Source organism: Streptomyces sp. NPDC042100, assembly GCF_055582325.1.
In genome coordinates this window covers 283,303-306,083 of sequence record NZ_JBVJDK010000009.1, presented here as the reverse complement: position 1 = coordinate 306,083, position 22,781 = coordinate 283,303, and the positions used below count along the sequence as shown (strand labels likewise).

The window sequence follows — 22,781 nt, the reverse complement described above, 5'->3', positions numbered from 1 at the left end:
CGCATTCGGAACCATGGAGCCCGCACAGCCGTGTACGCACGCGCGCTGTCGCACCGTTGTCGCACCAGTTGTCGCACCACAGTCGCGATTCCCGGGAGTGCCTCGCATGGGACCGAATGGATCGACCATGCTCGAGCCGTTACGGCAGGGTCTCCCGCCGATCGATCCCGCGACCGTCTCCAACTCCGCCTCCTGCGCCCTGCCGCCCCGCTACGAAGCGGTGCGCGGCGCACGGAAGTTCACCTGCCGGACGCTGGACAACTGGGACCTCGCGGACCGGTTCGACGACGTCGCCCTCGTCGTCTCGGAGCTCGTCACCAACGCCCTGCGCCACGCGGTGCCGGGGGACGCGGGCCCCTCGTACGAGGACGGCCTGAATCCACCCGTCCGGCTGCACCTCATGCGCTGGGCCTCGCGCCTCGTGTGCGCCGTGCGCGACCCGAGCCAGGAGAGCCCGGAGGCGCGCGCGGGCGGCGAGGACTTCGCCGCCGAGTCGGGCCGGGGGCTGTTCCTGGTGGAGTCCTTCAGCGACAGCTGGGGCTGGCACCCGCTGGCGGGCACGCTGCACGGCAAGGTGGTGTGGGCGCTGTTCCGGCTGGGGCCGGAGTAGCGCACCCGGGCATACGAACGCGTGAGGGCCCCGGCGGCAGGTGCCGCCGGGGCCCTCACGCGTTCCCGTCTCACACCAGGTGGTCGAATTCCCCGTCCTTCACGCCCGCCAGCATCGCCTCTATCTCGGCGGGCGTGTAGACGAGCGCGGGCCCGTCGGGGAAACGCGAGTTGCGGACGGCGACCTCGCCGCCCGGCAGCTTGGCGAACTCCACGCAGGAGCCCTGGGAGTTGCTGTGCCGGCTCTTCTGCCACACGACATCACGAAGATCCGTGGCCGCCATGCCGTTGTACGCGTGAGGCGCGTGATGCACTGGTAGCTCCCCGAGATTCTTGATGCATGTGTCAACTTCCTCGGATCATAGCTGTGTTCATATGCGGCTGCATGAGCAGATGCACGTGCACGCGGGGTGGCGTAGTGACTACGCGACTGTACGTAGAAGGACTTGACGGCAGGTCAGGCGGGCTGCGCCGCCGAACGCCGGCCGGGAAGACGACGGCGCAGGGCCGGGTCGGTGAGGGCGGGCGGCTGCCAGACGCCGTCGGGGTGGTACAGGTTGGTGCCGGGCGGGACGACGGCGTCGATCCGGTCGAGCGTGGCGTCGTCCAGGACCAGGTCCGCCCCCCTGAGGGTGGCCGCCAGCTGCTCCCCGGTGCGCGGGCCGATGATCACCGAGGTGACGGCGGGGTGCGCCAGCGGGAAGGCCACGGCCAGCTCCGGCAGGGTGCGCCCGAGGTCCCCGGCGATCGCGGTCAGCTCCTCGACGGCGTCCAGCTTGGCCGCGGTCACCGGCAGCGCGGGGTCGAACCGCGCCGGGTTGAGCGCCGCCCGCCCGCTGCCCAGGTCGATCGGCCGCCCCTTGCGGTAGCGGCCGGTGAGGAAGCCCGAGGCCAGCGGGCTCCAGGTCAGCGCGCCCATCCCGAGCCGCCGCACCACCGGCAGCACGTCCCGCTCCACGCCTCGGGCGAGCAGCGAGTACGGCGGCTGCTCGGTGCGCAGCCGCTGGAGCCCGCGCCGCTCGGCGACGTGGTGCGCCTCGACGAGCTGCTCGGCGGGGAAGGCCGAGCAGCCGAACGCCCGGATCTTGCCGTCCCGGACGAGGTCGCCGAGCACGCCGAGGGTCTCCTCGATGTCGGTGGTGTGGTCCGGCCGGTGGACCTGGTAGAGGTCGATCCAGTCGGTGTCCAGCCGCCGCAGGCTGTCCTCCACGGCGCGGACGAGCCAGCGCCGCGAGTTGCCGCTCCGGTTGCGGCCCTCGCCCAGCGGGAAGTGCGCCTTCGTGGCGAGCACCACGTCGTCGCGCCCGCCCCTGCTCCGCAGGGCCTTGCCGACCACGACCTCGGACTCGCCCGCCGAGTACATGTCGGCCGTGTCGAGGAAGTTGATCCCCTGGTCGAGGGCGCTGTGGATGATGCGGGCACAGTCCTCGTGGTCGGGGTTGCCGACCGCGCCGAACATCATGGTGCCCAGACAGTAGGCGCTCACCTCTATGCCGGTGCCGCCGAGTACGCGGTAGCGCATGGTCCGTTCCCCCCTGGTCGTCCGCATGGTGCCGGTCGGGCGGTGGCCCCGCCGACCCGGTGCCGGTGAGCCTAGGAGCTGGAGTGCGCTCCAGCTCAAGTACCGGCCGGGGCCGCGTACCGGCTCCGGGGCCGCGTACCGGCTCCGGGGCCGGCCCGCCTCAGTCCTGGAGCACCTAAGTCCTGGAGGACTCGGTCAGGGCGAGGGTGAGGTCGTCCATCGCCGCCAGCAGCAGCGGGGCGCCCTTGCGGAGCAGGAAGTGGTCCGGGGCGCCCTCCCCCGCCTCCCACCGCCCGACCAGCTCCCGCAGCTCGTCCCAGCGCGGCGGCCTGCGCTCGCGCACCTCCTTCGCGCCCCGCTCGGTGGAGCGCCGCAGCGCCTCGGCGAGGGCGGCGGCCTCGGGCACCGGCGGGGCGCCCCGCTCGGGCAGATGGGCCTCCAGCAGCATGGCGACCCGGCCGAGCTGGGCCAGCGCGTGCGCGGCCCCGTCCGCCGCCGCGTGCGACAGGCCCCGGTGCCGGACCGGCTCGTGCCCCGCCCGGGCCAGCGCCTCCTGCCATCCGACGCGGGCGTTGCGGGTGCCGAGCAGCGCCTCGCGCACGTCGGGGCAGGACGGCCCGGCGGGGTCGGCGTAGCGGGAGACGACGGCCGCCGCGTACCGCCCGTCGGCGATGAGCCAGTCCGCCAGCCGGCCGCGCAGCCGGGGCGTCTCCCAGGCCGGATAGACCGCGTACGCCAGCATCGCGAGCAGCCCGCCGAGCAGGGTCAGCAGGACCCGGTCGCGGACCGCCTGGGACACGCCCTCGCCCGCCATGCCCAGCAGGAAGACGACATAGGCGGCGACGAAGACCTGGGTGATCGAGTAGCCGGTGCGCATCAGCAGGTACATCCCGAACGCGCACAGCACCGCGAGCGCCGCCGAGGCGTACGTGTCCGGGTGCCCGGCCTGCACGATCCCCGAGGCGATGGTGACCCCGACGAGGGTGCCGCCGAAGCGGGCCACCGAGCGCGCGTACGTCTGCGAGAAGTCCGGGCGCATCACCATCACCGAGGCCATCGGCGCCCAGTAGCCGTGCCCGAGGGGCAGGGCGGTGCCGATCAGATAGCCGACGGAGGCGACCGTGGTGACCCGGATCGCGTGCCGCAGGATCGGCGACTCGTGGCGCAGCTCGGCGCGCATCTTGCCGAACGCGACCGGCACCAGCTCGACCAGGGTGGGGCGGCTGCGCGCCTCGGCGGCGGTCTCGGTGCGCGGCTCGGCGGTCTCCACGACGTCGCCGAGCAGCGCGGCGAGCCTGGCGGCGGCCCGGCGGGGCGCGCCGGTCAGCACCGCCCCGGTGTCGGGGGTGCGCAGCGCGGCGACGGCGGCGGCGGGCAGTTCGACCGGTTCGCCGTGCCGGATGGCGTGCGCGGCGGCGTCCAGCAGCTCGCCGGCGGCGGCCAGCAGCTCGCGCACCCGGTCCCGCTGCGGGCCCTCGGCGGGCGCGCCGACGGCGGGGTCGGCGAGGGAGGCGAGGACCGGCCGGATCCGCTCGGCCAGGCCGCGCGCCCCGTGCAGTTCGGCGGGGCGGCGGCGGGCCTGGCGCGGGGTGACGGCGGCGGCGCTGCGGGCGGTCATCAGGGGGACGGGGTCGAAGGAGGCGGTCGGGTCGTGGCGCAGCCGCCGGGCGTAGTCGGCCTCGGCGGCGAGGGCGTCGGCGAGCGCGTCGCGCTGCACCCCCCAGCGGCGCACCGGCAGGAGGACGATGAGCGCGGCCTGCACGAGCCCGCCGACGGCGATCATCACGGCGTGTCCGGCGGCGGCGGCGACGGAGGTCGGCAGGGTGACCGTGACCAGCATGATCGCCACGTTGGAGGCGGCGATGATGCCGACGGTGGGCCCGACGGCCCAGGCGAGTCCGGCGAGGAAGGTCCACACGACGAGGAGCACCAGGAAGAGGACCGGGTGGGCGCCGGTGAGATAGCCGAGGAAGGTGGAGACGGCGAGGCTGGCGCCGGAGGCGAGCGCGAGGGTGGGGCGGGGGCGGTAGGAGCGCTGGAAGGTGGCGATCGCGGCCTGGAAGGCGCCGAACGCGGACGAGGCCGCCACGGCGGGCCCGAACAGCGCGAGCGAGAAGCCGACGACCAGAGCGAGGCCGAGGGCGCCGCGCGCGGCGATGGCGGGTTCGAGACGGCGCCGCTCGACGGAGAGCCCCGAGCGCGCGGTCTCCTTCAGCGCCCGGAGCCAGCTCATGGAGCCGAGCCTAGTCGCGTTGTGGGGCGAACCGGTCATTCGGCGGCACGGCGCCCCCGGCCCGAGGGAGGCGGGACGGGGGCGGGAGCCAGGGCCGGGGGCCGGGCCAGAGCCGGAGGACCCTCAGGGCGCGGGCCGTCCGGCCGTCAGGCCAGGGCCTTGCGGACCGCCGCCTCCACCCGGGCGGCCGCATGGGCGTGACCGGCGGCGTTGGGGTGCACGACGGTGGCCTTGGTCCCGTCGGAGCACCTCAGGGTGAAGGGGCCCACGACGACCGAGGCCGGCCAGTAGGGAGCCGCCTCGCCGCAGACGCCCTCGACCCGCTTGGCGCCCTTGGAGCCGCAGGCGTCGTGCCCGGTGCCGCCGGCGGCGATGTCGACGAAGGTGCCGCCGCTCAGCTCGGTGATCGCCTCGATGAGCGCGTTGAGGTGGGTGTTCACCCCGTGCAGCCAGGCGATGTCCCCGTGGGTGGCCGAGATCCTGCCGATGCCGTCGATGTCGGCCGCCAGCTCGGTGGTGTCCCGGCGGTCGCAGGAGGAGCCGTCCGCCGGGAAGATCACGGGGTAGCCGACCGTGATGATCTTGGCGTGGGGCGCCTTCTCGCGCACGGCGCGGAGCATCCCCGCGTACTCCCGGGTGACCCGGTCGTACTTGTCGTGGATCGACTCGGGGTCGAGGAACGGGCCGCCCGCCTCGTAGGCGTCCCGGCAGGGCGTGGCGCCGTCGGGCTGCCCGTACCCGGCGAGCAGGCAGGACGCGAAGAGCGTGCCGAAGGGCAGGTCGTTGCCGCCGATGCCGAGCGTCACCACCTCGGTCCGCTCGTCCAGCCCGGCCCGCTCCACCTGCGCGGCGACGCTCGGCCAGCCGCCCTCGGGGGGCTCGACCGGGCTGATCGGGGTCTGCCGGGCCGAGGTGATGTCGGCGAGGGTGGCGGCGCCGCAGCTCACGTCCGTCAGGGTCACCTTCCGGCCACCGGGCGGGGCGGCGGCCAGCTTCGCCGCGACGAGCCCCGGATAGGCGCCGGTGGTGCGGTCGCAGCCGTCGCGGTCCGCGCCGCCCAGCGGGGGGCTCGGATCGCCGACGAAGACGCCCGAGGTGAACGAGTCGCCGAGGGCCGCCCAGCGGACCGGCTCGGGCGCCGCCGCCGAGGCCGCGCCGGGCACGGCGGCGGCGAGGGTCAGCGCGGCGGCCGCGGCGAGCGCGGCCCTCCGCGCGAAGGGGCTCTTCAGGTGGAACACGCGGCTCTCCCATGGGCAGGAACGACAGGGGCGGAAACCGGACAGTTGATTACTTCTCGTACTCAAACAGTCATGCTCCGCGCCCGTCCAGCGCGCCGATGATCATTCACCCGCCCGTGTGCGGAGCCCCTTCCGTCAGCGGATCTCGCCCCTCGGCGGCGCCCCCAGGCCCGCCCGGTCCGCCGCCGTCGTGCCGTGCGACCAGCCCTCCTCGTCCCAGGCGGCCCGCACCCTGCCGGAGCGGGTCTCGGGGAAGAGCTCGTCCGTGCGGGCCGCGACCGCGACCTCGCGGGTGGCCAGGGCCGGCAACAGGCTCGGGGCCTCGGCGGCCACCCGGCGGGAGGTCGCGGAGAGCCGGGCGCCGAGCCTGCTCGCGTACGCGAGCAGGAAGGACTGGCGGAAGGACTTGGTGCGCTTGCGGCCCCCCGCCCGCTGCTCCGCCTCCGCCCGGGTCATCGCGGCCGTGCCCTGCACCAGCAGCGAGGTGTACAGCAGCTCGACCGGGTCCAGGTCGGCCTCGAAGCCGACGACCGTCGAGAAGCCGAGGCCCTCGTTCCACACCGCCCGGCAGTGGTTCGCCGTCGCCACCGCGTCCAGCAGGATCGCCTTCGCCTGCTCGTACGGGGCGTCCACGCCGATCCGCAGCGCCCCCGGCGCCTCCGGCGTGGGCGCGCCCGCCGCCAGGCCCGCCTCGTCCAGGCTGTGCCGGGCCATCAGCTCCTGGGCCTTGGCGGTCAGTGCCTCGGCCTCCTCCGGATAGGTGGTCGCCTCGGCCTTCGCGAGCAGCGCCCGGATCCGCGACAGCGTCTTCGGCTCGCCCGCGGCCGGCGGCGGCAGCGGCTCGCCCGGCACCGGGCCGACCGCGTCGAGCCGGGGCAGCCGGACCAGCAGCCGGTACAGCTCCAGGACGGCGGTCGCGTACGAGAAGCGGTCGGCGGTCCAGTCCGCCGGGCCGAGCGCGTCGAGCTGCCCCCGCCAGCGGTGCGGGAGGCGCTCGTAGCGGGCCGTCTCGGCGCGGACGATCCCGGTGAGCAGCCGCACGTGCTCCTCCGCCAGATCGCGGCGGGCGATCCGGACCAGATCGGCGGGCTGCCAGCCGCGCGCCCACAGGGAGCGGACGAACTCCTCGCCGCGCCGCGCGAGTTCGGTGTCGGCGGCGGGGGCGGCGGCGAGCCGGGAGGCCGCCGTGTCCAGGTCCCGGTCGTCGTTCCCGTACAGCGCCGCGAGGGCCTCCTCGACGGTACGGGCCGCCGCGCCCGCGTCCGCGCCCTCGCGCGCGCCGCCGTCCGCGCCGCGCCCGCGCCCGCCGCCCGTACCCGTGCCCCTGCCCATGCCGGGTGCCTCCTCACGCCCTGGTGTCCCGCCGCCATCGTCCCAGGCCGGGGCCCCGGGGGTAGGGCCAGGCCCACCCCCGGGACACCCTCCAGCGGTCGTGACCCGGGGGCGGCCCGGACGGTTCGCTGGAGCCATGACCTCCACCGCCGTACGGCTGCGCGGACTGCGCCGCCACCACCGTGACGTCCGCGCCCTCGACGGCGTCGACCTCGACCTGCCCACCGGCGGCTTCACCGCCGTCATGGGGCCCTCCGGCTCCGGGAAGTCCACCCTGCTCCAGTGCGCGGCGGGCCTGGACCGGCCCACGGCCGGGACCGTCGAGATCGGCGGGGTCCGGCTGGACGGGCTGAGCGAGCGGCGGCTGACGCTGCTGCGCCGGGAGCGGATCGGCTTCGTCTTCCAGTCCTTCAACCTGCTGCCGACGCTGACCGCCGCCCAGAACGTCGCCCTGCCGCTGCTGCTCGCCGGGCGCCGGCCGCCCCGGGCCCAGGTCCGCGAGGCGCTCGCCCGGGTCGGGCTCGCGGGGCGGGAGCGGCACCGGCCCGCCGAGCTGTCCGGCGGTCAGCAGCAGCGGGTGGCGCTGGCCCGCGCCCTGATCACCTCCCCCGCCGTCCTCTTCGGCGACGAGCCGACCGGCGCGCTCGACTCCACGACCGGCCGCGAGGTGCTGGACCTGCTGCGCGGGCTCGTCGACGGGAGGGGGCAGACCGTCGTCATGGTCACCCACGACCCGGTCGCCGCCGCCCGCGCGGACCGGGTGCTCTTCCTGGCCGACGGCCGGATCCGCGGCGAACTGCGCGCCCCGACACCGGAGGCGGTCGCGGCCCGCCTGGCGGGGCTGGAGCCGGCCGGACGGGCCGACCTCGCGCCGGGCCGCGCCGGGGGTGGGGGCGCGGGCGGGCGCGAGGGCGCGGGCCGAGGCGCGGGCGCGGGCGGAGGCGCGGGGAGCGCCGGGCCCACGAAGGCCGCCGGGACCGCCGGGACCGCCGGAGGTGTCGGGTGCTGAGTGTCGTCGTCGCCGGGCTGCGGGTGCGGTGGGCCGCCTTTCTCGGCGGGTTCTTCGCGCTCGCGCTCGGGGTGGGGCTGCTGGTGGTCATGGGGCTCGGACTCTCGGCCACCGGCACGGCGCCCGAGCGGGCGCCGGAGCGGTTCGCGGGCTCGCCCGTCGTCGTGCGGGGGCAGGACCGGTTCACCGCCGAGGTGCGGCGGGGGGCCGGGAGCGCCGTCGTCGGCCTGCCGCTCGACCGTCCACAGCCTGTGGACACCGAACTCCTGCGCGAGCTGCGCGCCCGCTGGACCGTCACCGCCTCGGGCGGCCCCGACGCCGTCGGCGTGGCCGCCCCCGCCGCCGAGGTCCGGGCGCTGGCCGGGGACCGGGCCCGGGTGCTCACCGGCGCCGAACGGCGGCGCGCCGACCCCGGCGCCGACCGCGACGCGCAGGCCCTCGTCACCCTGAACGCCCTGCTCGGCACCGCCGGCGGCGTCACCGCCTTCGTCTCCGTCTTCGTCGTCGCCTCGACCTTCGCCTTCGGCGTCGCGCTGCGCGGGCGGGAGTACGGACTGCTGCGCACCGCCGGAGCCACCCCCGGGCAGCTGCGCCGGGCGCTGCTCGCCGAGGCGGCCGTCGTCGGCGCCCTCGCCTCGGCGGCCGGCTGCCTGCTCGGCGGGCTCGGCGCGCGCCCGCTCGGCCGGATCCTGGTGTCCGGCGGGGTGGCGCCCGACTGGTTCGCCCTCGACGCGGGGGCCGCGGCCTGGCCGTTCCACGCCGCCTTCTGGACCGGGCTCGGCGTGGCTCTCGCGGGCGCCTTCGCCGCCTCCCGCCGCGCCGGGCGGGTCGGCCCGGCGGCGGCGCTGCGCGAGGCCGACGTCGACACGGACGTCCTGCCGCCCGGCCGGGCGCTGTGCGGGGCGGCGCTGCTGCTCGGCGGCCTCGGGCTGCTGGTGTGGACGGGCGCGACGGACCCGGCCGCGCTGCTGAAGCGCAAGACGTACGTCACCCTGCCGATGCTCCTGATCGCCGGCACCGCCCTGCTCGCCCCGCCGCTGGTCCGCCCGGCCGCCCGCGCGGTCCGGCTGCCGGGCGCGGTCGGCACCCTGGTCCGCGAGAACGGCGCCGCCGCCGTGCGCCGGACGGCCGCGGTCGCCGCCCCGGTCCTGGTGACGGTCGCCCTCAGCGGCACCCTGCTCGGCTCGGCGGCGACCGCCGCCGGCGCGAAGGCGGCCGAGGCGCGGGGCCAGACGGCCGCCGCGTACGTCACCACCGGCACCGCCCTGCCGCGCACCGGGCCCGGCTCGGCCACCGGGGACACGTCCCTGTTCGTCCGGGACGGGGCGGAGGCCGTGGTCCGCTACGGCGCCCGCGCCGTGGCCGACCCCGCCGCCTGGGCCGCCCTCGCCCGGCTGCCCGTCGTCGCGGGCGACCCTCGGCGGCTGGACGACCGGTCGATCGTCGTCAACGAGGAGTTCGAGCGGCGCGCGGTCGGCGAGAGCGTCGAGGTGTGGACGGCGGACGGGCGCGGGCCGGTACGGCTGCGGATCGCGGCCGTCCTCGCGCGCGGGACCGGCTCCAACGGGCCGTACGTCACCTGGGCGAACGCCCCCGGCGCGACCGTCGACCGGATCGACTCCGACCGGCCCGCCGCCGTGCCCGGCGGGACCACGCGGACCGCCGGCGCGTGGGCGGCGGCGGCCTTCCCCGGGGCCCTCGCGACCCCGGCGACCCGGCTGGGCCTGTTCCTGGTCCTCGGCATCGCCCTCGTCTACACGGTGATCGCGCTCGCCAACACCCTGCTCATGAGCACCTCGGTGCGTGGCCGGGAGCTGGCCGCGCTGCGCCTGGCCGGGGCCACCCGGGCGCAGGCCCTGCGGGTGGTCGCGGGCGAGACGCTGCTCGCGGTCGGCATCGGCACGGTGCTCGGCCTGGCCCTCACGGCGGTCTGGCTCGCCGCGCTGGGCACCGGGCTCGCGGCCCTCTCCGCGCCCCTCGCGCTCGCCGTCCCGTGGGGGTGGACGGCGGCCGCGGCGGGGGTGTGCGCGGCGGTCGCGACGGCGGCGGCCGTGCTCCCCGCGTGGCGGCTCGCGCGCTGAGGGGCGAGGCTGGGGAGTCGGGACGGGACAGGGACCGGGGTCGGAGCCGGGTCCCTGTCTCGTGCCGCTCCGGCGGGGCCGCACCCCCGTGTCGCCCCCACCAGGTCCCGGACGGCCCGCGCACCCGCCCTGACCGGGGCGGATGTCCGCGCGGGCGGGTAGGTTGCGGCTGTCGGTCCGATGTGCGGACCGTCGAACGGGGGAGCTGTACGACGATGCACATGCACCTGCACCTGCGCGCGGCGGCGGGGGCGGAGATCAGGGACGACCACTCCTGGCTCGAAGCCTTCATGGCCACCGCGTGGGCGCTCCACGAGGTGGAGTACGCGGCGGGGGTGGCCGGCTCCATCGAGAAGGACTTCCACCTGGTCCACGCGCTCTACGAGGCGAGCGGGGCCACGGCGGGCCGGCTGCCGGTCTTCGGCGGGCGGCGGGCGGCCGGGGCGCCCGCCGACACCCCGCCGCACCCGCCGCTGAGGGTCCTGGAGCCGGCCGGGGTGCGCGCCGCCGCCGCGTTCCTGAGCGACGTCTCCTTCGAGGACCTGTGGAAGGCGGCGGGCCCCGGGATACTCGCCTCCTTCGGCCCCGACTGGGCCGAGGTCCTGGTCGCGGAGGTCTTCCGGCGCCACCACCGCGACCTGCGCGCCTTCTACGGCCGCGCGGCGGCGGCGGGGCACACGGTGGTGAAGGCGGGCTGGTCGTAGCGGCGCGGGGCGGGGGCCCGGCCCGACCGGGGCCGCCTAGGGGGTGTCTGACCATTCGCGCCGGATCAGGCCGGGTCGTCCGGTGCGTGCGATCGGCGCCCGGCCGGGACGCCCTCGTAGCGGAGCTACTTGGGCGTTTCGGCCGGGCGCCGAGCGTGCGTGCCGGGCGGGCCGGACCCGGCGGGAATGGTCAGACACCCCCTAGAGGAGGATGACCAGCTTGCCTCGGACGTGGCCCGACTCGCTCAGCTCCTGGGCGCGGGCCGCCTCCTTCAGCGGGAAGGTCTCGGCGAGGTCCAGCCGCAGCCGGCCCTCGGCCACCAGCCCGGCCACCTCCGTCAGGATGCCGCGCGCGGCGGACTCCTCGACGGTGACGCCCGAGAAGACGACGCCGTGCTCGGCGGCGTCCGGCGCGGCGATGGTGACGATCCGGGACGTCTCGCCGCCCAGGAGCTCGATCGACACCGGCAGCGTGTCGTGGCCGGCCGCGTCGAACACCGCGTCGACGCCCTGCGGGGCGGCGGCCCGGACCCGGTCGGCCAGGCCCTCGCCGTAGGTCACGGGGACCACGCCCAGCTCCCGCAGGAACGCGTGGTTGCGCGCGGAGGCGGTGCCGATCACCGTCACGCCCGCCGCGACGGCCAGTTGTGCCGCCACCGCGCCCACGACCCCGGCGGCGCCGTGCAGCAGCAGGGTCTCGCCGGAGCGGACGCCCAGCAGGTCCAGGACCCGGCGGGCGGTCTCGCCCGCCACCGGGACGGCCGCCGCCAGCGCCCAGTCGAGACCGGCGGGCTTACGGGCGACGGTCCCGGCGATGGCGTACTCGGCGTAGGCGCCGGTCTTCGTCCAGCCGAACACCTCGTCGCCGACGGCCAGTCCGGTCACGCCCTCGCCCAGCGACTCGACCGTGCCCGCGAACTCCAGGCCGGGGACGGCCGGGAAGCTCGTCGGGTAGAACTCCTCCACCCAGCCGTAGCGCCGCTTCCAGTCGACCGGGTTGACCCCGACCGCCGCCACCTTGACCCGCACCTCGCCCGGACCGGGCTCCGGCGCCGCCACACCCGTCTCGTGGCGCAGCACCTCGTGGCCGCCGAACCGCTCGTACACGACCGCTTCCATGACTCCCCGTCTCCGCCCCGCTCCGGGGCCCGCCGATCGATGGGTTCCATCGATCCGTTCCGATGGATCAAGCATCCGGCCGCGGACCGGCCCGCCCCGCCGTCCGAACGGACAGTCCCACCTGACCGAAAGGACGGCCGTAGGGTGGAGGCATGGAACTGACCGCCACCAGCGCCCTGTTGGCCGCCCAGGACGTCATCCGGCAGCCGCTCGGCGCGATCCTGCCCCGGCTGTCCGCCGTCCTGGGACCGCTGATCCCGCACCGCGCGGCGGCCGAACTGTCCACGCACTGCGCCCACTCCCCGTTCAAGCGCACCGGGGACGGCGACCCGGAGCTGCCGTTCACCGCCGCCGAACTCACCCCGCTGCTCGCCGCCGGGACCCCCGGCGAGCCCTGGCAGGGCACCGCCTGGGTCGGCGGCGCCGAGCGCGAGGTGGTCGCGGTGCGCAGCGACGCCACCCCGCGCGGCTCCGTCCTCGTCCTCGTACGGGAGGACGGCGCCGCCCCGGCCGGCGCGCCCGAACTCGCCGTGGCGCAGGCCCTGTGGGACCTGGTGACCAGCCACTTCGAGCGCTTCGCCGGCGAGGCGGTGCCGGACGCCCTGGCCCGCTCGCGGACCGCCGCCGACACCCGGGCCCGGGTGACCGCCGAGCTCACCACGGCGCACGCCGCCGCGCTCTCCGGGCTCCTCGGGGTGCTGCGCAGCCGCGCCCTGGACGACACCGCCGCCCGGGCCACCGCCACCGAGCTCGCCGTGTCGTCCCTGATCGAGCTGCGGGCCGAGTCCCAGCGGGACAGGTCCATCGCCGAGGAGACGGCACCGGAGGCCTTCGCCCGGCTCTCCGACGTCCTGCGCCCGATGCTGCGGCACAGCGCCGTACGGCTCGAACTCGGGCCGCCGGAGGCCGTCCGCACCCTGCCCGCCGACGTGGCGCACGGCACCCGCGCGATCGTGCGGGCCCTGCTCCTGATCGTCCTGGAGCAGGAGGCGGTCTCCCGGGTGCACGTCGGCTGGACGCTGACCGAGCACGAGCTGCGGGCCACCGTGCGCGACGACGGGCCGGGGCTGCTGGACACCTGCCCGCTCGGCGCGGGCAGCGTCACCGACCGGCTGGAGGTGCTCGGCGGGCGGCTGGAGTTCGACGCCGTGCCCGGCTGGGGCACCACCGTCACCGCCACCGTGCCGCTCGCCACCCCCGGGGCGCCCGCCGCCGCGATGAGCCCGCTGACCGGGCTCGGGGAGCGCGAGGTGGAGGTGCTGACCCATCTGGCGCTCGGGCACCGCAACCGGCAGATCGCGCAGGAGCTGCACATCAGCGAGTCGACGGTGAAGTTCCACGTCGCCAACATCCTGAACAAGCTCGGGGTCGGCTCCCGGGGCGAGGCCGCGGCGCTCTTCCACCGGGCGGCCTGACCCCGCCCGGCCCGGCGGGCGGCCCGGCCCCGGGCCGCCTCCCGGGGATTGTCAGTGGCGGCTGCCAGACTCGCACCCGTGAACGAACGGTGGGCACTCGCGCCCGAGCCGGAGGGCGACGGGGCGCTGCTCGTCCCCCTCGGGCCCGACGCGCTGCCCGCCGGGCCGGTGCGCCGCGAGCCGGACCTGGCGGCCGCCGTCCGCGCCCGCCCGGACGTGGCCCGCTGGGTCTGGCGCGCCACCTCCGAGGTCTATCCCCGGCTGCTCGCCGCAGGGGTCCGGGTCGAGCGGTGCTACGACGTGGAGGACGCGGAGCAGCTCCTGCTCGGCCACGAGGGGCGGCTCGGCGAGCCGCGCTCGGCCGCCGCCGCCTGGGCCCGGCTGCGGGACGCCCCGGTGCCGCCCGACCCGCCGGCCAGGGCCGCCGAGCACGGCTCGCAGGACCCCCTCTTCGAGCCGGTGGCCGCCTCGGGCGTGCCCTTCGACGGGCTCCTCCAGGTGTACGCGGAGCAGCAGCGGCGGCACGACCGGGCCGGGCACCCGGGACGGCTGCGGCTGCTCACCGCCGCCGAGTCGGCGGGGATGCTGGTCGCCGCCGAGATGCACCGCGCCGGGCTCCCGTGGCGGGCCGACGTGCACCGGGAGGTGCTGCACGGCCTGCTCGGCGAGCGGTACGCGGGCGGCGGCGAGCCCCGCAGGCTGGCGGAGCTGGCCGACGAGGTGTCCGCCGCGTTCGGGCACCGGGTGCGGCCCGACCTGCCCGCCGACGTGCTGAAGGCGTTCGCGCGGGCCGGGATCCGGGTGCGGTCCACCCGGCGCTGGGAGCTGGAGGAGATCGACCACCCGGCGGTCGCCCCGCTCATCGCGTACAAGAAGCTCTACCGGATCTGGACCGCGCACGGCTGGTCCTGGCTGGCCGACTGGGTGCGCGACGGCCGCTTCCGCCCGGAGTACCTGCCGGGCGGCACGGTCAGCGGGCGCTGGACCACCAACGGCGGCGGGGCGCTCCAGATCCCCAAGGTGATCCGGCAGGCCGTCGTCGCCGACGAGGGCTGGCGGCTGGTGGTCGCCGACGCCGACCAGATGGAGCCCCGGGTGCTGGCCGCGATCTCCCGCGACCCCGGCCTGATGGAGGTCGCGGGCCACCCCGACGACCTGTACACGCGCCTGTCCGACCGGGCGTTCTCCGGCGACCGGGACCACGCCAAGCTGGCGCTGCTGGGCGCGGTCTACGGGCAGACCAGCGGCGACGGCCTGAAGAACCTGGCGGCGCTGCGCCGCCGCTTCCCGCGCGCGGTGGCCTATGTGGACGAGGCGGCGAAGGCGGGCGAGGAGGGCCGTCTGGTGCGCACCTGGCTCGGCCGCACCAGCCCGAAGGCGGCGGGGGCGGCCGAGGCCGAGGAGGCGGGCCTGCCGCAGGGCTCGTCGGGCGGCACGCAGGAGGAGTCCTCCGGGGCGTACGTGCCGGGGTACGCGTCGAGCGACGCGCGGGCCCGGGGCCGCTTCACGCGGAACTTCGTGGTGCAGGGCAGCGCCGCCGACTGGGCCCTGCTGATGCTGGCGGCCCTGCGGCGGGCGACCGCCGGGATGCGCGCCGAGCTGGTCTTCTTCCAGCACGACGAGGTGATCGTGCACTGCCCGGCCGAGGAGGCGGCGGCGGTGACGGAGGCGATCCGGGCGGCGGGCGACGAGGCGGGGCGGATCGCGTTCGGCGAGACGCCGGTGCGCTTCCCGTTCACGACGGCGACGGTGGAGCGGTACTCCGACGCGAAGTGAGGCGGGGCGGGAAGCGGCGGGAAGAGGGAGCGGGAAGCGGCGGGGAAAAGAGGGGGACGGCGGGGAAGACCGGCCGGGCCTCCGCCGAGGCCCGGCCGGTCGCTCTGGGGGGCTACCGCGCGGTGAGCGCGCGCCACTTGGGGCTCAGCGCGATCTCCTTGAGCTGCTTCGTCGTCAGCGCCGGCTCGGCCCGGGTCGCCGGGTCGTAGTGGGTGGCGGCGTTGGACGAGGCGACGACGACCCGGAAGTCGTCGACGGCGAGGGTGTCGGCGGTCCACCAGACGACGCCGTCGATGTCCTTGTCGCCGGGCCCCTTGGTCAGCTTGACCAGCGTGCCGTCGGGCTCGGTGGTGACGCCCGCGCCGCCGAAGACGTCGCCTCGGATGCCGGTCATGCCGGGCTGGACGTCGATCTGGACCAGGCTCTTGCCCTTGCCGTCGTCGACGATCACGTAGCTGAAGCTCTCCTTGCCCTTGCCGACCACCTGGGTGCCCCGGGGCAGCAGCGAGATCAGGGTCGCCTGGATCTCGGAGCGGCTCGGCCCGGCGGGGGGCTGCTGCGGGGTGCCCGGGAGCGGCTTCTGCGGACCGGGCAGGCGCTTGAGCAGCGGGTGCCAGCCCTTCGCCGTGACCAGGGCCTTCATCTGGGCCGGGGTGAAGGGCGGGTCGGTCCGGCTGACCGGGGAGCCCTTCTCGGCCGCCGCGTTGTACTCGCTGGCGTCGATGAGGAAGCCGTCCCTGGTGAGCAGCACCGCGCGCCAGTTCTTGGTCTCCTCGCGCCGGTCGGCGTACTCGTAGCCCTGGAGGACCATCAGGCGCGAGCCGTCGGCCAGCTTCTGCTCGGTGCAGTCGTCGAAGCGGCTGCCGACCTTGTCCGGGCAGGTCACCTGGCCGCCGCCGGCCTCCCCGTCGCCGGAGGCGCGGAAGAGGCCGACGGTGACGGCCGCCTTGCCCTTGCCGTCGTCGTAGACGGCGGAGACCGCCTGGCCTCGGCCCTCCGGGTCCTGGATCTGCCATGTCCCGGCCGGGGTGTTGGCCTTGAGGACGGCGGCCATCGAGGCGACCGGGATGTCCGGCTCGCCGCCCGGCCTCCCGCCGGTGTCCACGGGCGCCGTGCCGCCGCCGGTCCTGGTCCCGGCCGCGACCGAGACCCCGGCGGGGCCGCCGGAGCCGGTGCCGAGCAGGGAGCCGCCGTACACCCCGCCGACGCCGATCGCGGCGAGCGCGAGGGCTCCGGTGGCGGTGGCCACGCGGCGGCGCAGCAGCCTGCGGCGGCCCCGGGCGAGGCCGCCCGCGACCAGCTCGCGGCGGTCCTCGGCGACGAACCCGTCGCCGGTGGTGCGCAGCACCGCGCCGAGCTCCTCCTCGAAGCGGGCCCGGTCCGGGTCGCTCGGGCCGTGCGGGTCGTTCGGGTCGTGGTCTCTGTGCTGGGACATCGCGAAGTCACCGTCTCCGGTTCAGGGTGGGGAAGGGCTGAGGGCGGGGGCGGGGCCGGCGGGTCGGCGGAACCGGCGGACTCGGTGCGTTCGTGTGGTTCGGGGGGCTCAGGGGGCTCAGGGGGCGGCGAACTCGCTGATGCTGCCGCCGAGCCGGCGGCGCAGGGTCGCCAGGGCGCGGCTGCACCGGGTGCGGACCGCCGCGGAGCTCACGTGCAGGGCGTCGGCGGTCTCCTCGACGCTGCGGTCCTCCCAGTACCGCAGGACGACCACCGCGCGGTCCTTGGGCGCGAGTCCGGCGAGGGCGTCGAGCAGGGCGATCCGCAGCGCGGGGTCCTGGCCGCCGTCGGCTATGTGGTCGGGGAGCTCGCCGAGCGGGCGCTCGGTGGCCGAGCGGCGCCGCTGGTGGCTGAGGAAGCTGCGGACCAGGACCGTCTGCGCGTACCCCGCGGGGTTGTCCACGCGGTGCATCCGGCCCCAGTGCGTGTACATCCGGCCGAGGGTGTCCTGCACCAGGTCCTCGGCGAGATGGGTGTCGCCGCTGGTCAGCAGACATGCCGAGCGGAACAGATGTGCCGAACGGGCTGAGGCGAACTCCAGGAACCCGTCCGCGCGGGACTGTCTCATGTCCCCCCTTCCGTCGCTGTCGGTGCGCTCACACCTCACTGACGCGGCGGGCGCCGGGAAATGTTTCAGAACCCGTCCCCGACTCGTGCATCCAAACAGGGCAAAACGGGGTAATCCTGGAGTATGAACACTTTCCTCGTGGGTTCCGCCCAGGTCACCACGGCGGCCGGTGTCTGGCAGTCCGGTCTCGCCCAGGTCCTCGGCGGACTGATCGTGGTCCTCGTCCTCATCGGCGCCGTCTGGCTCGGCTTCCGGCAGCGGGACCGGGAATCGGACCCGCCCACTCCGGAGCAGCAGCCGCACCGCCCGGAGACCGACGCGCTGCCCGGTGAGATGTCCGAATACCGCAGGCCAGCGGAGATGCCCCGGACCGACGGCGCGCACCGGCTCATGCCGTACCAGCTCAAGGAGTCCGGCACCGAGACCTCGCCGGACCCGCCGAGTGAGGAGAAGCGCAAGTGGGGCGGCATCTCCAGCGGCGGCTTCGGCAGCGGCGGGACCGGCCACGGCGACTGACCGTGGACGAGCACGCGATGCCCACCGGTACGTGGCCCCGGGAGGTCGCGTACCGCCTCCTCGGCTCCTACGCCGAGGCCGACGAGGCCCTGTGGCAGGCGGAGCGCGGCGCCGGGCCCGGCGCGCCCGCCCCCGGGGCCCTCGTCCGGTCGCTGGCCCGGGTCTGCCTGGCCCGGCTGCGGGCGCGCGAGGCGGCACCGGCACCGGCCTGAGCCCGCGACCCGCACCCCGCCCCCGCACCCCGTCCCAGCCCCAGCCCCAGCCCCAGCCCCAGCCACCTACCCACACGCCGCAGGGCCCGTCCCCCCACCTCGGGGGGACGGGCCCTGCGGCGTCTCACGCGGCGGGTACGGCGCCGGTCACCCAGCGGGCGAGGACCCGCTGGCGGCCGGTGCCCGCCGTGGCCCCGGCCAGCTCGGCCAGGAAGCGGTCCACCTCGCCGTCGCCGCGCACGACGGCGACGATGCGGCAGGCCCGGGTGATCACGACGGTGCCGTTGCCTCGGTGCTCGTAGCCGAAGAGCCGCGAGGGATGCGCGGGGTGCGCGGGGTGCGAGGGGTGCATCAGACGGCTCCGATCTTTTCCTTGGCGGGGTCCTCGGCCGGCGCCGTCGCCCCGGGACCGGCCGGCGGGGCGCCGCCGACTCCCAGCAGGCGCAGGATCGGGCCCGCCATCGCCGTGGTGACCAGGGCCATCAGGACCATCATCGTGAACAGCTCGGGCCCGATCAGGCCCAGTTCGCGGCCGATGCCGAGGATGACGATCTCGGTGAGGCCCCGGGTGTTCATCAGGGTCCCGAAGGCCCCCGCGTCCCGCCAGCTCATCCCGGAGAACCGGGCCGGCAGGGCGGCGCCCGCGAACTTGCCGACGACCGCGGCCACCAGCACCAGCAGCAGGGCCGCGAGGCCGGACCAGCCGATCGCGCCGATGTCGACGGAGAGGCCGGTGACCACGAAGAAGACCGGCAGGAGCAGCGAGGACGCCTTCTCCAGCGGCAGCTCGATCTGCTGGTGCAGCGCCTTGTGCTCGCCGCCCTCGCCCTGCCTCGGCATGATCAGGCCGAAGGCGAAGGCGCCGAAGATGGCGTGGATGCCGACCCAGGAGGTGGCGTACGCGGAGAGCAGCACACCCGCCGCGACGACCGCGAGCCGCCCGTTGCCCGACCAGCGCAGCACCTTGTGGAGCAGCGGGCGGACCACGAAGAGCATCGCCGCCGCGTACACCGCGGTCCAGGCCAGCACCGCGAAGAAGCCGCCGGTGCCGCCGGAGCCGGCCATCGCCACCACCAGGACGAGCACGCACCAGGCGACCACGTCGCCGGCGGCGGCGCAGGCCATGGCGGTGGTGCCGACCCGGGTGGTGCCCAGGCCCTGGTCCCGGATGATCCGGGCCAGCACCGGGAAGGCGGTGATGGAGAAGGCGGTGGCCAGGTAGAGCACGAACATGTCCCGGCCGACCCCGGCGGGCGCCAGCGAGCCGTACAGCAGCGCCGCCGCTCCGACGCCCACCGCGAAGGGGACCGCCATGGCGAGGACGGCCGTGGAGCCGACGGAGGCGGTGCGCCCGCGCAGCTTGCCGAGGTCCAGCTCCCAGCCGGCCAGGAACATGAAGAGCGCGAGGCCCACCTGGGCGACCGCCGACAGCATCGGTCTGGCCTCGGGCGGGAAGAGCAGCGCGGGCAGGTTCCCCGGCAGGAGTCCCAGCAGGCTGGGGCCGAGCATCAGTCCGGCGGCGATCTCCGCCACCACGGGCGGCTGGTGGATCCGCCGCGCGAGTCTGACCATGACGGCCCCGACCAGCAGGACGATCGCGACGTCGGCGAGGACCACCGCCTCGATCGGTACAGCATGGGACGCTGCCATCGCGCCACTCCCCCTTGTCTCCGGATGGGTCAGATCAGGACACGACCCGAGGCGGTGTCCCTGGTCTCCCGCGACTTGCGCAGGTCACGGGTGATGATGGCCTTCTGGAGCCAGCGGTCCGTACCGTCGTAGCGCGCGGTGAACGCCTTGCGGCCGTGCACGGCGAGGTAGTTGTCGACGACGAGCAGCGTGCCGGCCTCCACGACGATGTCCTGGGTGGCCCGCTCCAGCTCCGCGATGAGCTCCTTCAGCGCCTGCTCCGCCGCCGCGTCACCCTCCACGCACCGCATGAAGAAGGGGTCGATGCGCAGATACGGGGATTCCGGGGCGCCGAAGAGGACGGCCACCGGCTCCGGGGTCTCGCGCATGGCGCGCATCCGCAGCAGCCCCGGGTGGTCCGGCTGCACGACGGCAAGCTGCCGCAGGTGCTCGTCATCCGGAAGGATGTAGAAGCGAGGCTCGGACAGCACCCTGCGGGTCTCCGCGCCGAGGTTGACGTCGCGGATGGAGGCGACGGTGGTCGGCACCCGGTCGTGGTTGCGGATTCCGAAAAGGGCCAGATAGTCGCAGCGGTAGGGGTGGAATCCGTCCTCGGTGTGCCATTCCAGCAGCACATCGCTGCCGTGGCCGCTCTGCTCGTTCTCCTCGCCGGCGATCGGGAGCACATTCTGGATCATGCGGCCGGACTGCAGGGTGGGCCAGCTGAATATCTCACCCAGGCATTTTCCGATCAGCGAGAGGAAGATTTCCTCACGCCGGGTGTTCAGGGAGGCGGCGGCGTCGGCCCAGTTGCCGGGCGTGGGCCCCACGCCCTCGTCGTCGACGTGGAATCCCCTGATCTTGAATGCGGCGGCCGGATCGTCGCGGCGGAACTCGGCGAGGAACTTCCGCAGCCCGACGGGGAGCCGGCCGGTCAGCTCCCAGGCCTCGTCGTGGAAGCCGGGGTGGCCCGGGTCGCAGTCCGCCCGCTTCAACTCGGCGATCAGCGCGTCCAGCTGGGCGACTTCGTCGGTGGACAAGTCGTAGTGGAGCACGCCCTGGTCAATGGTCACGGGAATTCGCCCTCTCTGGCAGGGTGGGTAGGAGCCGCGGGCGACCCTGGGCTAGTCCCAGCCCCAGCTGTCGCCGCTGTCGGTCACGGTGGTCTTGCTCGTGTGCGGGGTGTCCGCGGCCTGTGCGGCGGAGGCGCCCAGCACCGTCGCGGAGAGGGCGACGGCGCACGAGACCAGGTAGACAAAAGCCTTGCGTCGCATTTCTTTTACCGTCCGATTCCCTCGAAGTGGCTTGTGGCTTACTCGATTTAGCGGGGCAGACGCTTTTGACCTGCTGCCGTTGAGTAATCTGCCAGGGGCCGAACGGGCGCTACAAGAAGTTCAGTTGGCACCAAGGTGCAGTGGCTGCAAGTGGCCACATCCGCCGCCCGTGGCCGAGAAGCGGGTGTGGCCGGACCACCATCAGAACGCCTTACGGTGTTTCCCGCCGCGCTTGCGCTCGTACATCTCGCGGCCGGCGGCCTCGCGGCGGCGCCATTCCCGGCCGAGCTCGGCGCGCAGCCGGGCGTCGGTGCGCGAGGCGATCCAGGCGCTCTCGCGCAGCAGCTTGCGGTAGCTCTCGAACCGGCGGTGCGAGAGGGTGCCGTCCTCGACGGCGGCGAGGACCGCGCAGCCGGGTTCGGCGTGGTGTTCGCAGTTGTGGAAGCGGCAGTGCGCGGCGAGTTCCTCGATCTCGGCGAAGACCTGGGTGAGGCCGTCGTTGGCCTCCCACAGGCCGACGCCGCGCAGCCCCGGGGTGTCGATCAGCAGCCCGCCCGAGGGCAGCGGCAGCAGATCGCGGGTGGTGGTGGTGTGCCGGCCCTTGCCGTCGCTGCCCCGGACCTCCCCCGCCTCCTGCTCCTCGGTGCCCAGCAGGGCGTTGACCAGCGTGGACTTGCCGACGCCGGACTGGCCGAGCAGGGCCGAGGTGCGGCCGGCCAGGGCCCCGGCGAGCGCGTCCAGGCCGTACCCGTCGAAGGCGCTGACGGGGAAGACCTCCGCCCCGGGGCCGGCCTCGGCGACGTCGTCCACCAGGTGGGTGATGTCGGGGACGAGGTCGGTCTTGGTCAGCACCACCAGCGGCTGGGCGCCGCTGGACCAGGCGAGCGACAGGAAGCGCTCCAGCCGCCCGAGGTCCAGCTCGACGGCGAGCGAGACCGCGATGACGGCCAGGTCGATGTTGGCCGCCAGCACCTGGCCCTCGGAGCGGGCCGAGGAGGTCGAGCGGGTGAAGCGGCTGCGGCGGGGCAGCAGCGCCCGGACGACGGGGCCGCCGCCGGTGGCCGGGGCGGTCTCGACGGCCGCCCAGTCGCCGGTGCAGGGCGCGGCGGTGGGGTCGGCGCCGAGCACCGGCGTGGTGTCGGCGCGTAACGCCGTCACGGGGGCGCCGGGGTCGGCCGAGGCGGCGGCGACCGCCTCGCAGCGGCCCCGGTCGACCCGCACCACCCGGGCCGGGACGAGCCCGGCGGCGGCGTGCGGGGCGAACGCGCCGGCCCAGTCGGCGTCCCACCCGTAGGCGGCGAGGGTGAATGCGGTCGGTTCTTCCAAGGCGCCGGTCACAGCGGTCCCCTCGATCGGTGGTGCGGATCGGGGCCATTGTCGGGCCGCCGTACGGCCGTGGCCGTGAGGACCAGCCCGTCCCTGACGAGAAACCCTCCTTCGAAGCCGGTCAGCCGGACCCCGTCCACCACCGGGCCCTCGACGAGCAGCCGGGCGGTGAAGGTGGAGGTGTCCGGCCGGAAGACGACCGTGGCCTCGCTGAAGTCCAGCCACCGGCCGGTCAGCGGGGACCAGGCCTTGAAGACGCTCTCCTTGGCGCTGAACAGGGCCCGGTCCCAGTGGATCTCCGGCCGCAGCGCGGCCAGTTCGGCCAGGTGCGCCCGCTCCTCCGCGCCGGTGACCAGGTGCAGCACCCCGGTGTGGTCGAGCGCCGCGTGCGGTTCGGCGTCGAAGCCGAGCGCCGCGAGGTCGGCCGTCCGGGCCACCGCGGCGGCCCGGTAGCCGGCGCAGTGGGTGATGCTCCCGACGATCCCGTCCGGCCACCGAGGGGCCCGGGAGGGCTCCGCGTACGGGATGGGCACCGGGGCCAGGCCCAGCCCGCCGAGAGCCCGGCGGGCGCAGGCCCGCGCGGTGGTGAACTCGCGGCGCCGCGCGGGGACGGCGCGGGCGAGCAGGTGCTCCTCGCCCGGGAAGGGGACCGGCTCCCCGGCCGGGTCGCCGAACGCTTCCGCGGTCACGACCGGCCGGGGCAGCAGTTCCTCGATCATCGGCC

The 22,781-nt window shown here is 75.7% G+C and carries 22 protein-coding genes; 8 read left to right on the top strand and 14 right to left on the bottom strand.

Annotation, left to right across the window (positions count from 1 at the left end; genetic code table 11):
- The first annotated feature begins 106 nt into the window (after positions 1 to 106).
- A complete protein-coding gene (locus ACZ6J5_RS22240; protein ID WP_362469304.1) occupies positions 107 to 610 on the top strand; it encodes an ATP-binding protein in 504 nt (167 codons plus the stop codon).
- 70 nt (positions 611 to 680) lie between these two features.
- Here ACZ6J5_RS22240 and ACZ6J5_RS22235 read toward each other — a convergent pair whose 3' ends face one another.
- From ACZ6J5_RS22235 to ACZ6J5_RS22215, 5 genes are all read right to left on the bottom strand, one after another.
- Positions 681 to 893, bottom strand: coding sequence for a DUF397 domain-containing protein (locus ACZ6J5_RS22235; protein WP_469394208.1), 213 nt, complete (start codon positions 891 to 893; stop codon positions 681 to 683).
- A gap of 173 nt (positions 894 to 1,066) precedes the next feature.
- Positions 1,067 to 2,131: an aldo/keto reductase gene (locus tag ACZ6J5_RS22230; protein WP_469394044.1), complete on the bottom strand. Its 1,065-nt coding sequence runs from the start codon at positions 2,129 to 2,131 to the stop codon at positions 1,067 to 1,069.
- Between the two features lie 175 nt (positions 2,132 to 2,306).
- Positions 2,307 to 4,364 (bottom strand): FUSC family protein, encoded by a 2,058-nt coding sequence (locus ACZ6J5_RS22225; RefSeq protein ID WP_469394042.1) that lies wholly within the window; start codon positions 4,362 to 4,364, stop codon positions 2,307 to 2,309.
- Between the two features lie 146 nt (positions 4,365 to 4,510).
- The gene (locus ACZ6J5_RS22220; protein ID WP_469394040.1) at positions 4,511 to 5,602 is read right to left on the bottom strand and encodes an SGNH/GDSL hydrolase family protein; all 1,092 of its coding nucleotides are present in this window, start codon (positions 5,600 to 5,602) and stop codon (positions 4,511 to 4,513) included.
- 135 nt (positions 5,603 to 5,737) lie between these two features.
- Positions 5,738 to 6,934 carry a DUF2786 domain-containing protein gene (locus ACZ6J5_RS22215; RefSeq protein ID WP_469394038.1) on the bottom strand — a complete coding sequence of 399 codons (1,197 nt, stop codon included), beginning with the start codon at positions 6,932 to 6,934 and terminating at the stop codon, positions 5,738 to 5,740.
- 136 nt (positions 6,935 to 7,070) lie between these two features.
- Between ACZ6J5_RS22215 and ACZ6J5_RS22210 the strand changes: the two genes are divergently transcribed.
- From ACZ6J5_RS22210 to ACZ6J5_RS22200, 3 genes are all read left to right on the top strand, one after another.
- Positions 7,071 to 7,943: an ABC transporter ATP-binding protein gene (locus ACZ6J5_RS22210; RefSeq protein WP_469394036.1), complete on the top strand. Its 873-nt coding sequence runs from the start codon at positions 7,071 to 7,073 to the stop codon at positions 7,941 to 7,943.
- Complete coding sequence (locus tag ACZ6J5_RS22205) at positions 7,937 to 10,024, top strand: FtsX-like permease family protein (RefSeq protein WP_469394034.1); 2,088 nt, start codon at positions 7,937 to 7,939, stop codon at positions 10,022 to 10,024. Before ACZ6J5_RS22210 ends, ACZ6J5_RS22205 begins: the two co-directional genes overlap by 7 nt.
- Positions 10,025 to 10,245: 221 nt before the next feature.
- The gene (locus ACZ6J5_RS22200) at positions 10,246 to 10,728 is read left to right on the top strand and encodes a DUF1877 family protein (RefSeq protein WP_469394032.1); all 483 of its coding nucleotides are present in this window, start codon (positions 10,246 to 10,248) and stop codon (positions 10,726 to 10,728) included.
- Positions 10,729 to 10,929: 201 nt separating this feature from the next.
- Here ACZ6J5_RS22200 and ACZ6J5_RS22195 read toward each other — a convergent pair whose 3' ends face one another.
- Entirely contained in the window at positions 10,930 to 11,847 is a 918-nt protein-coding gene (locus ACZ6J5_RS22195) for an NADP-dependent oxidoreductase (protein ID WP_469394030.1), read from the bottom strand.
- A 152-nt stretch (positions 11,848 to 11,999) separates the two neighbouring features.
- Between ACZ6J5_RS22195 and ACZ6J5_RS22190 the strand changes: the two genes are divergently transcribed.
- Together ACZ6J5_RS22190 and ACZ6J5_RS22185 are read left to right on the top strand one after the other, a co-directional pair.
- Positions 12,000 to 13,262, top strand: coding sequence for a helix-turn-helix transcriptional regulator (locus ACZ6J5_RS22190; RefSeq protein WP_469394028.1), 1,263 nt, complete (start codon positions 12,000 to 12,002; stop codon positions 13,260 to 13,262).
- Between the two features lie 78 nt (positions 13,263 to 13,340).
- Positions 13,341 to 15,038 (top strand): bifunctional 3'-5' exonuclease/DNA polymerase, encoded by a 1,698-nt coding sequence (locus tag ACZ6J5_RS22185; RefSeq protein ID WP_469394026.1) that lies wholly within the window; start codon positions 13,341 to 13,343, stop codon positions 15,036 to 15,038.
- A 112-nt stretch (positions 15,039 to 15,150) separates the two neighbouring features.
- Here the strand turns inward: ACZ6J5_RS22185 and ACZ6J5_RS22180 are convergent, their stop codons facing one another.
- Both ACZ6J5_RS22180 and ACZ6J5_RS22175 read right to left on the bottom strand, forming a co-directional pair.
- On the bottom strand, positions 15,151 to 16,473 hold the full coding sequence (locus ACZ6J5_RS22180; RefSeq protein WP_469394024.1) for a hypothetical protein: 1,323 nt from the start codon (positions 16,471 to 16,473) through the stop codon (positions 15,151 to 15,153).
- 117 nt (positions 16,474 to 16,590) lie between these two features.
- Entirely contained in the window at positions 16,591 to 17,100 is a 510-nt protein-coding gene (locus ACZ6J5_RS22175; protein ID WP_469394023.1) for a SigE family RNA polymerase sigma factor, read from the bottom strand.
- Between the two features lie 123 nt (positions 17,101 to 17,223).
- Here ACZ6J5_RS22175 and ACZ6J5_RS22170 point away from each other — a divergent pair, with 123 nt between their 5' ends.
- Both ACZ6J5_RS22170 and ACZ6J5_RS22165 read left to right on the top strand, forming a co-directional pair.
- Positions 17,224 to 17,616, top strand: a complete 393-nt coding sequence (locus tag ACZ6J5_RS22170; RefSeq protein ID WP_469394021.1) for a DUF6479 family protein — start codon at positions 17,224 to 17,226, stop codon at positions 17,614 to 17,616.
- Between the two features lie 17 nt (positions 17,617 to 17,633).
- Positions 17,634 to 17,828 carry a hypothetical protein gene (locus ACZ6J5_RS22165; protein WP_469394019.1) on the top strand — a complete coding sequence of 65 codons (195 nt, stop codon included), beginning with the start codon at positions 17,634 to 17,636 and terminating at the stop codon, positions 17,826 to 17,828.
- Positions 17,829 to 17,952: 124 nt separating this feature from the next.
- On the opposite strand, the gene ACZ6J5_RS22160 is transcribed toward ACZ6J5_RS22165, so the two are convergent.
- The 6 genes from ACZ6J5_RS22160 to ACZ6J5_RS22135 form a co-directional block, all read right to left on the bottom strand.
- Positions 17,953 to 18,180 carry a hypothetical protein gene (locus ACZ6J5_RS22160; protein ID WP_469394018.1) on the bottom strand — a complete coding sequence of 76 codons (228 nt, stop codon included), beginning with the start codon at positions 18,178 to 18,180 and terminating at the stop codon, positions 17,953 to 17,955.
- Complete coding sequence (locus ACZ6J5_RS22155) at positions 18,180 to 19,478, bottom strand: cation:proton antiporter (RefSeq protein ID WP_469394016.1); 1,299 nt, start codon at positions 19,476 to 19,478, stop codon at positions 18,180 to 18,182. The genes ACZ6J5_RS22160 and ACZ6J5_RS22155 overlap by 1 nt, the downstream gene beginning before the upstream one ends.
- A 29-nt stretch (positions 19,479 to 19,507) precedes the next feature.
- Complete coding sequence (gntD, locus tag ACZ6J5_RS22150; RefSeq protein WP_469394014.1) at positions 19,508 to 20,530, bottom strand: guanitoxin biosynthesis L-enduracididine beta-hydroxylase GntD; 1,023 nt, start codon at positions 20,528 to 20,530, stop codon at positions 19,508 to 19,510.
- Between the two features lie 51 nt (positions 20,531 to 20,581).
- A complete protein-coding gene (locus tag ACZ6J5_RS22145) occupies positions 20,582 to 20,731 on the bottom strand; it encodes a hypothetical protein (protein WP_469394012.1) in 150 nt (49 codons plus the stop codon).
- 201 nt (positions 20,732 to 20,932) lie between these two features.
- Entirely contained in the window at positions 20,933 to 22,069 is a 1,137-nt protein-coding gene (gene rsgA / locus ACZ6J5_RS22140) for a ribosome small subunit-dependent GTPase A (protein ID WP_469394010.1), read from the bottom strand.
- Positions 22,066 to 22,776 carry a 4'-phosphopantetheinyl transferase family protein gene (locus tag ACZ6J5_RS22135; protein ID WP_469394008.1) on the bottom strand — a complete coding sequence of 237 codons (711 nt, stop codon included), beginning with the start codon at positions 22,774 to 22,776 and terminating at the stop codon, positions 22,066 to 22,068. The genes rsgA and ACZ6J5_RS22135 overlap by 4 nt, the downstream gene beginning before the upstream one ends.
- Positions 22,777 to 22,781 lie beyond the last annotated feature (5 nt).

Excerpts from the sequence above, each read along its gene's own strand:
- ACZ6J5_RS22240 (WP_362469304.1), top strand. The coding sequence starts at position 107 with ATGGGACCGAATGGATCGACCATGCTCGAGCCGTTACGGCAGGGTCTC.
- ACZ6J5_RS22235 (WP_469394208.1), bottom strand. The coding sequence starts at position 893 with ATGGCGGCCACGGATCTTCGTGATGTCGTGTGGCAGAAGAGCCGGCAC.
- ACZ6J5_RS22230 (WP_469394044.1), bottom strand. The coding sequence starts at position 2,131 with ATGCGCTACCGCGTACTCGGCGGCACCGGCATAGAGGTGAGCGCCTAC.
- ACZ6J5_RS22225 (WP_469394042.1), bottom strand. The coding sequence starts at position 4,364 with ATGAGCTGGCTCCGGGCGCTGAAGGAGACCGCGCGCTCGGGGCTCTCC.
- ACZ6J5_RS22215 (WP_469394038.1), bottom strand. The coding sequence starts at position 6,934 with ATGGGCAGGGGCACGGGTACGGGCGGCGGGCGCGGGCGCGGCGCGGAC.
- ACZ6J5_RS22210 (WP_469394036.1), top strand. The coding sequence starts at position 7,071 with ATGACCTCCACCGCCGTACGGCTGCGCGGACTGCGCCGCCACCACCGT.
- ACZ6J5_RS22200 (WP_469394032.1), top strand. The coding sequence starts at position 10,246 with ATGCACCTGCACCTGCGCGCGGCGGCGGGGGCGGAGATCAGGGACGAC.
- ACZ6J5_RS22195 (WP_469394030.1), bottom strand. The coding sequence starts at position 11,847 with ATGGAAGCGGTCGTGTACGAGCGGTTCGGCGGCCACGAGGTGCTGCGC.
- ACZ6J5_RS22190 (WP_469394028.1), top strand. The coding sequence starts at position 12,000 with ATGGAACTGACCGCCACCAGCGCCCTGTTGGCCGCCCAGGACGTCATC.
- ACZ6J5_RS22180 (WP_469394024.1), bottom strand. The coding sequence starts at position 16,473 with ATGTCCCAGCACAGAGACCACGACCCGAACGACCCGCACGGCCCGAGC.
- ACZ6J5_RS22175 (WP_469394023.1), bottom strand. The coding sequence starts at position 17,100 with ATGAGACAGTCCCGCGCGGACGGGTTCCTGGAGTTCGCCTCAGCCCGT.
- ACZ6J5_RS22170 (WP_469394021.1), top strand. The coding sequence starts at position 17,224 with ATGAACACTTTCCTCGTGGGTTCCGCCCAGGTCACCACGGCGGCCGGT.
- ACZ6J5_RS22165 (WP_469394019.1), top strand. The coding sequence starts at position 17,634 with ATGCCCACCGGTACGTGGCCCCGGGAGGTCGCGTACCGCCTCCTCGGC.
- ACZ6J5_RS22160 (WP_469394018.1), bottom strand. The coding sequence starts at position 18,180 with ATGCACCCCTCGCACCCCGCGCACCCCGCGCATCCCTCGCGGCTCTTC.
- ACZ6J5_RS22155 (WP_469394016.1), bottom strand. The coding sequence starts at position 19,478 with ATGGCAGCGTCCCATGCTGTACCGATCGAGGCGGTGGTCCTCGCCGAC.
- ACZ6J5_RS22145 (WP_469394012.1), bottom strand. The coding sequence starts at position 20,731 with ATGCGACGCAAGGCTTTTGTCTACCTGGTCTCGTGCGCCGTCGCCCTC.
- ACZ6J5_RS22135 (WP_469394008.1), bottom strand. The coding sequence starts at position 22,776 with ATGATCGAGGAACTGCTGCCCCGGCCGGTCGTGACCGCGGAAGCGTTC.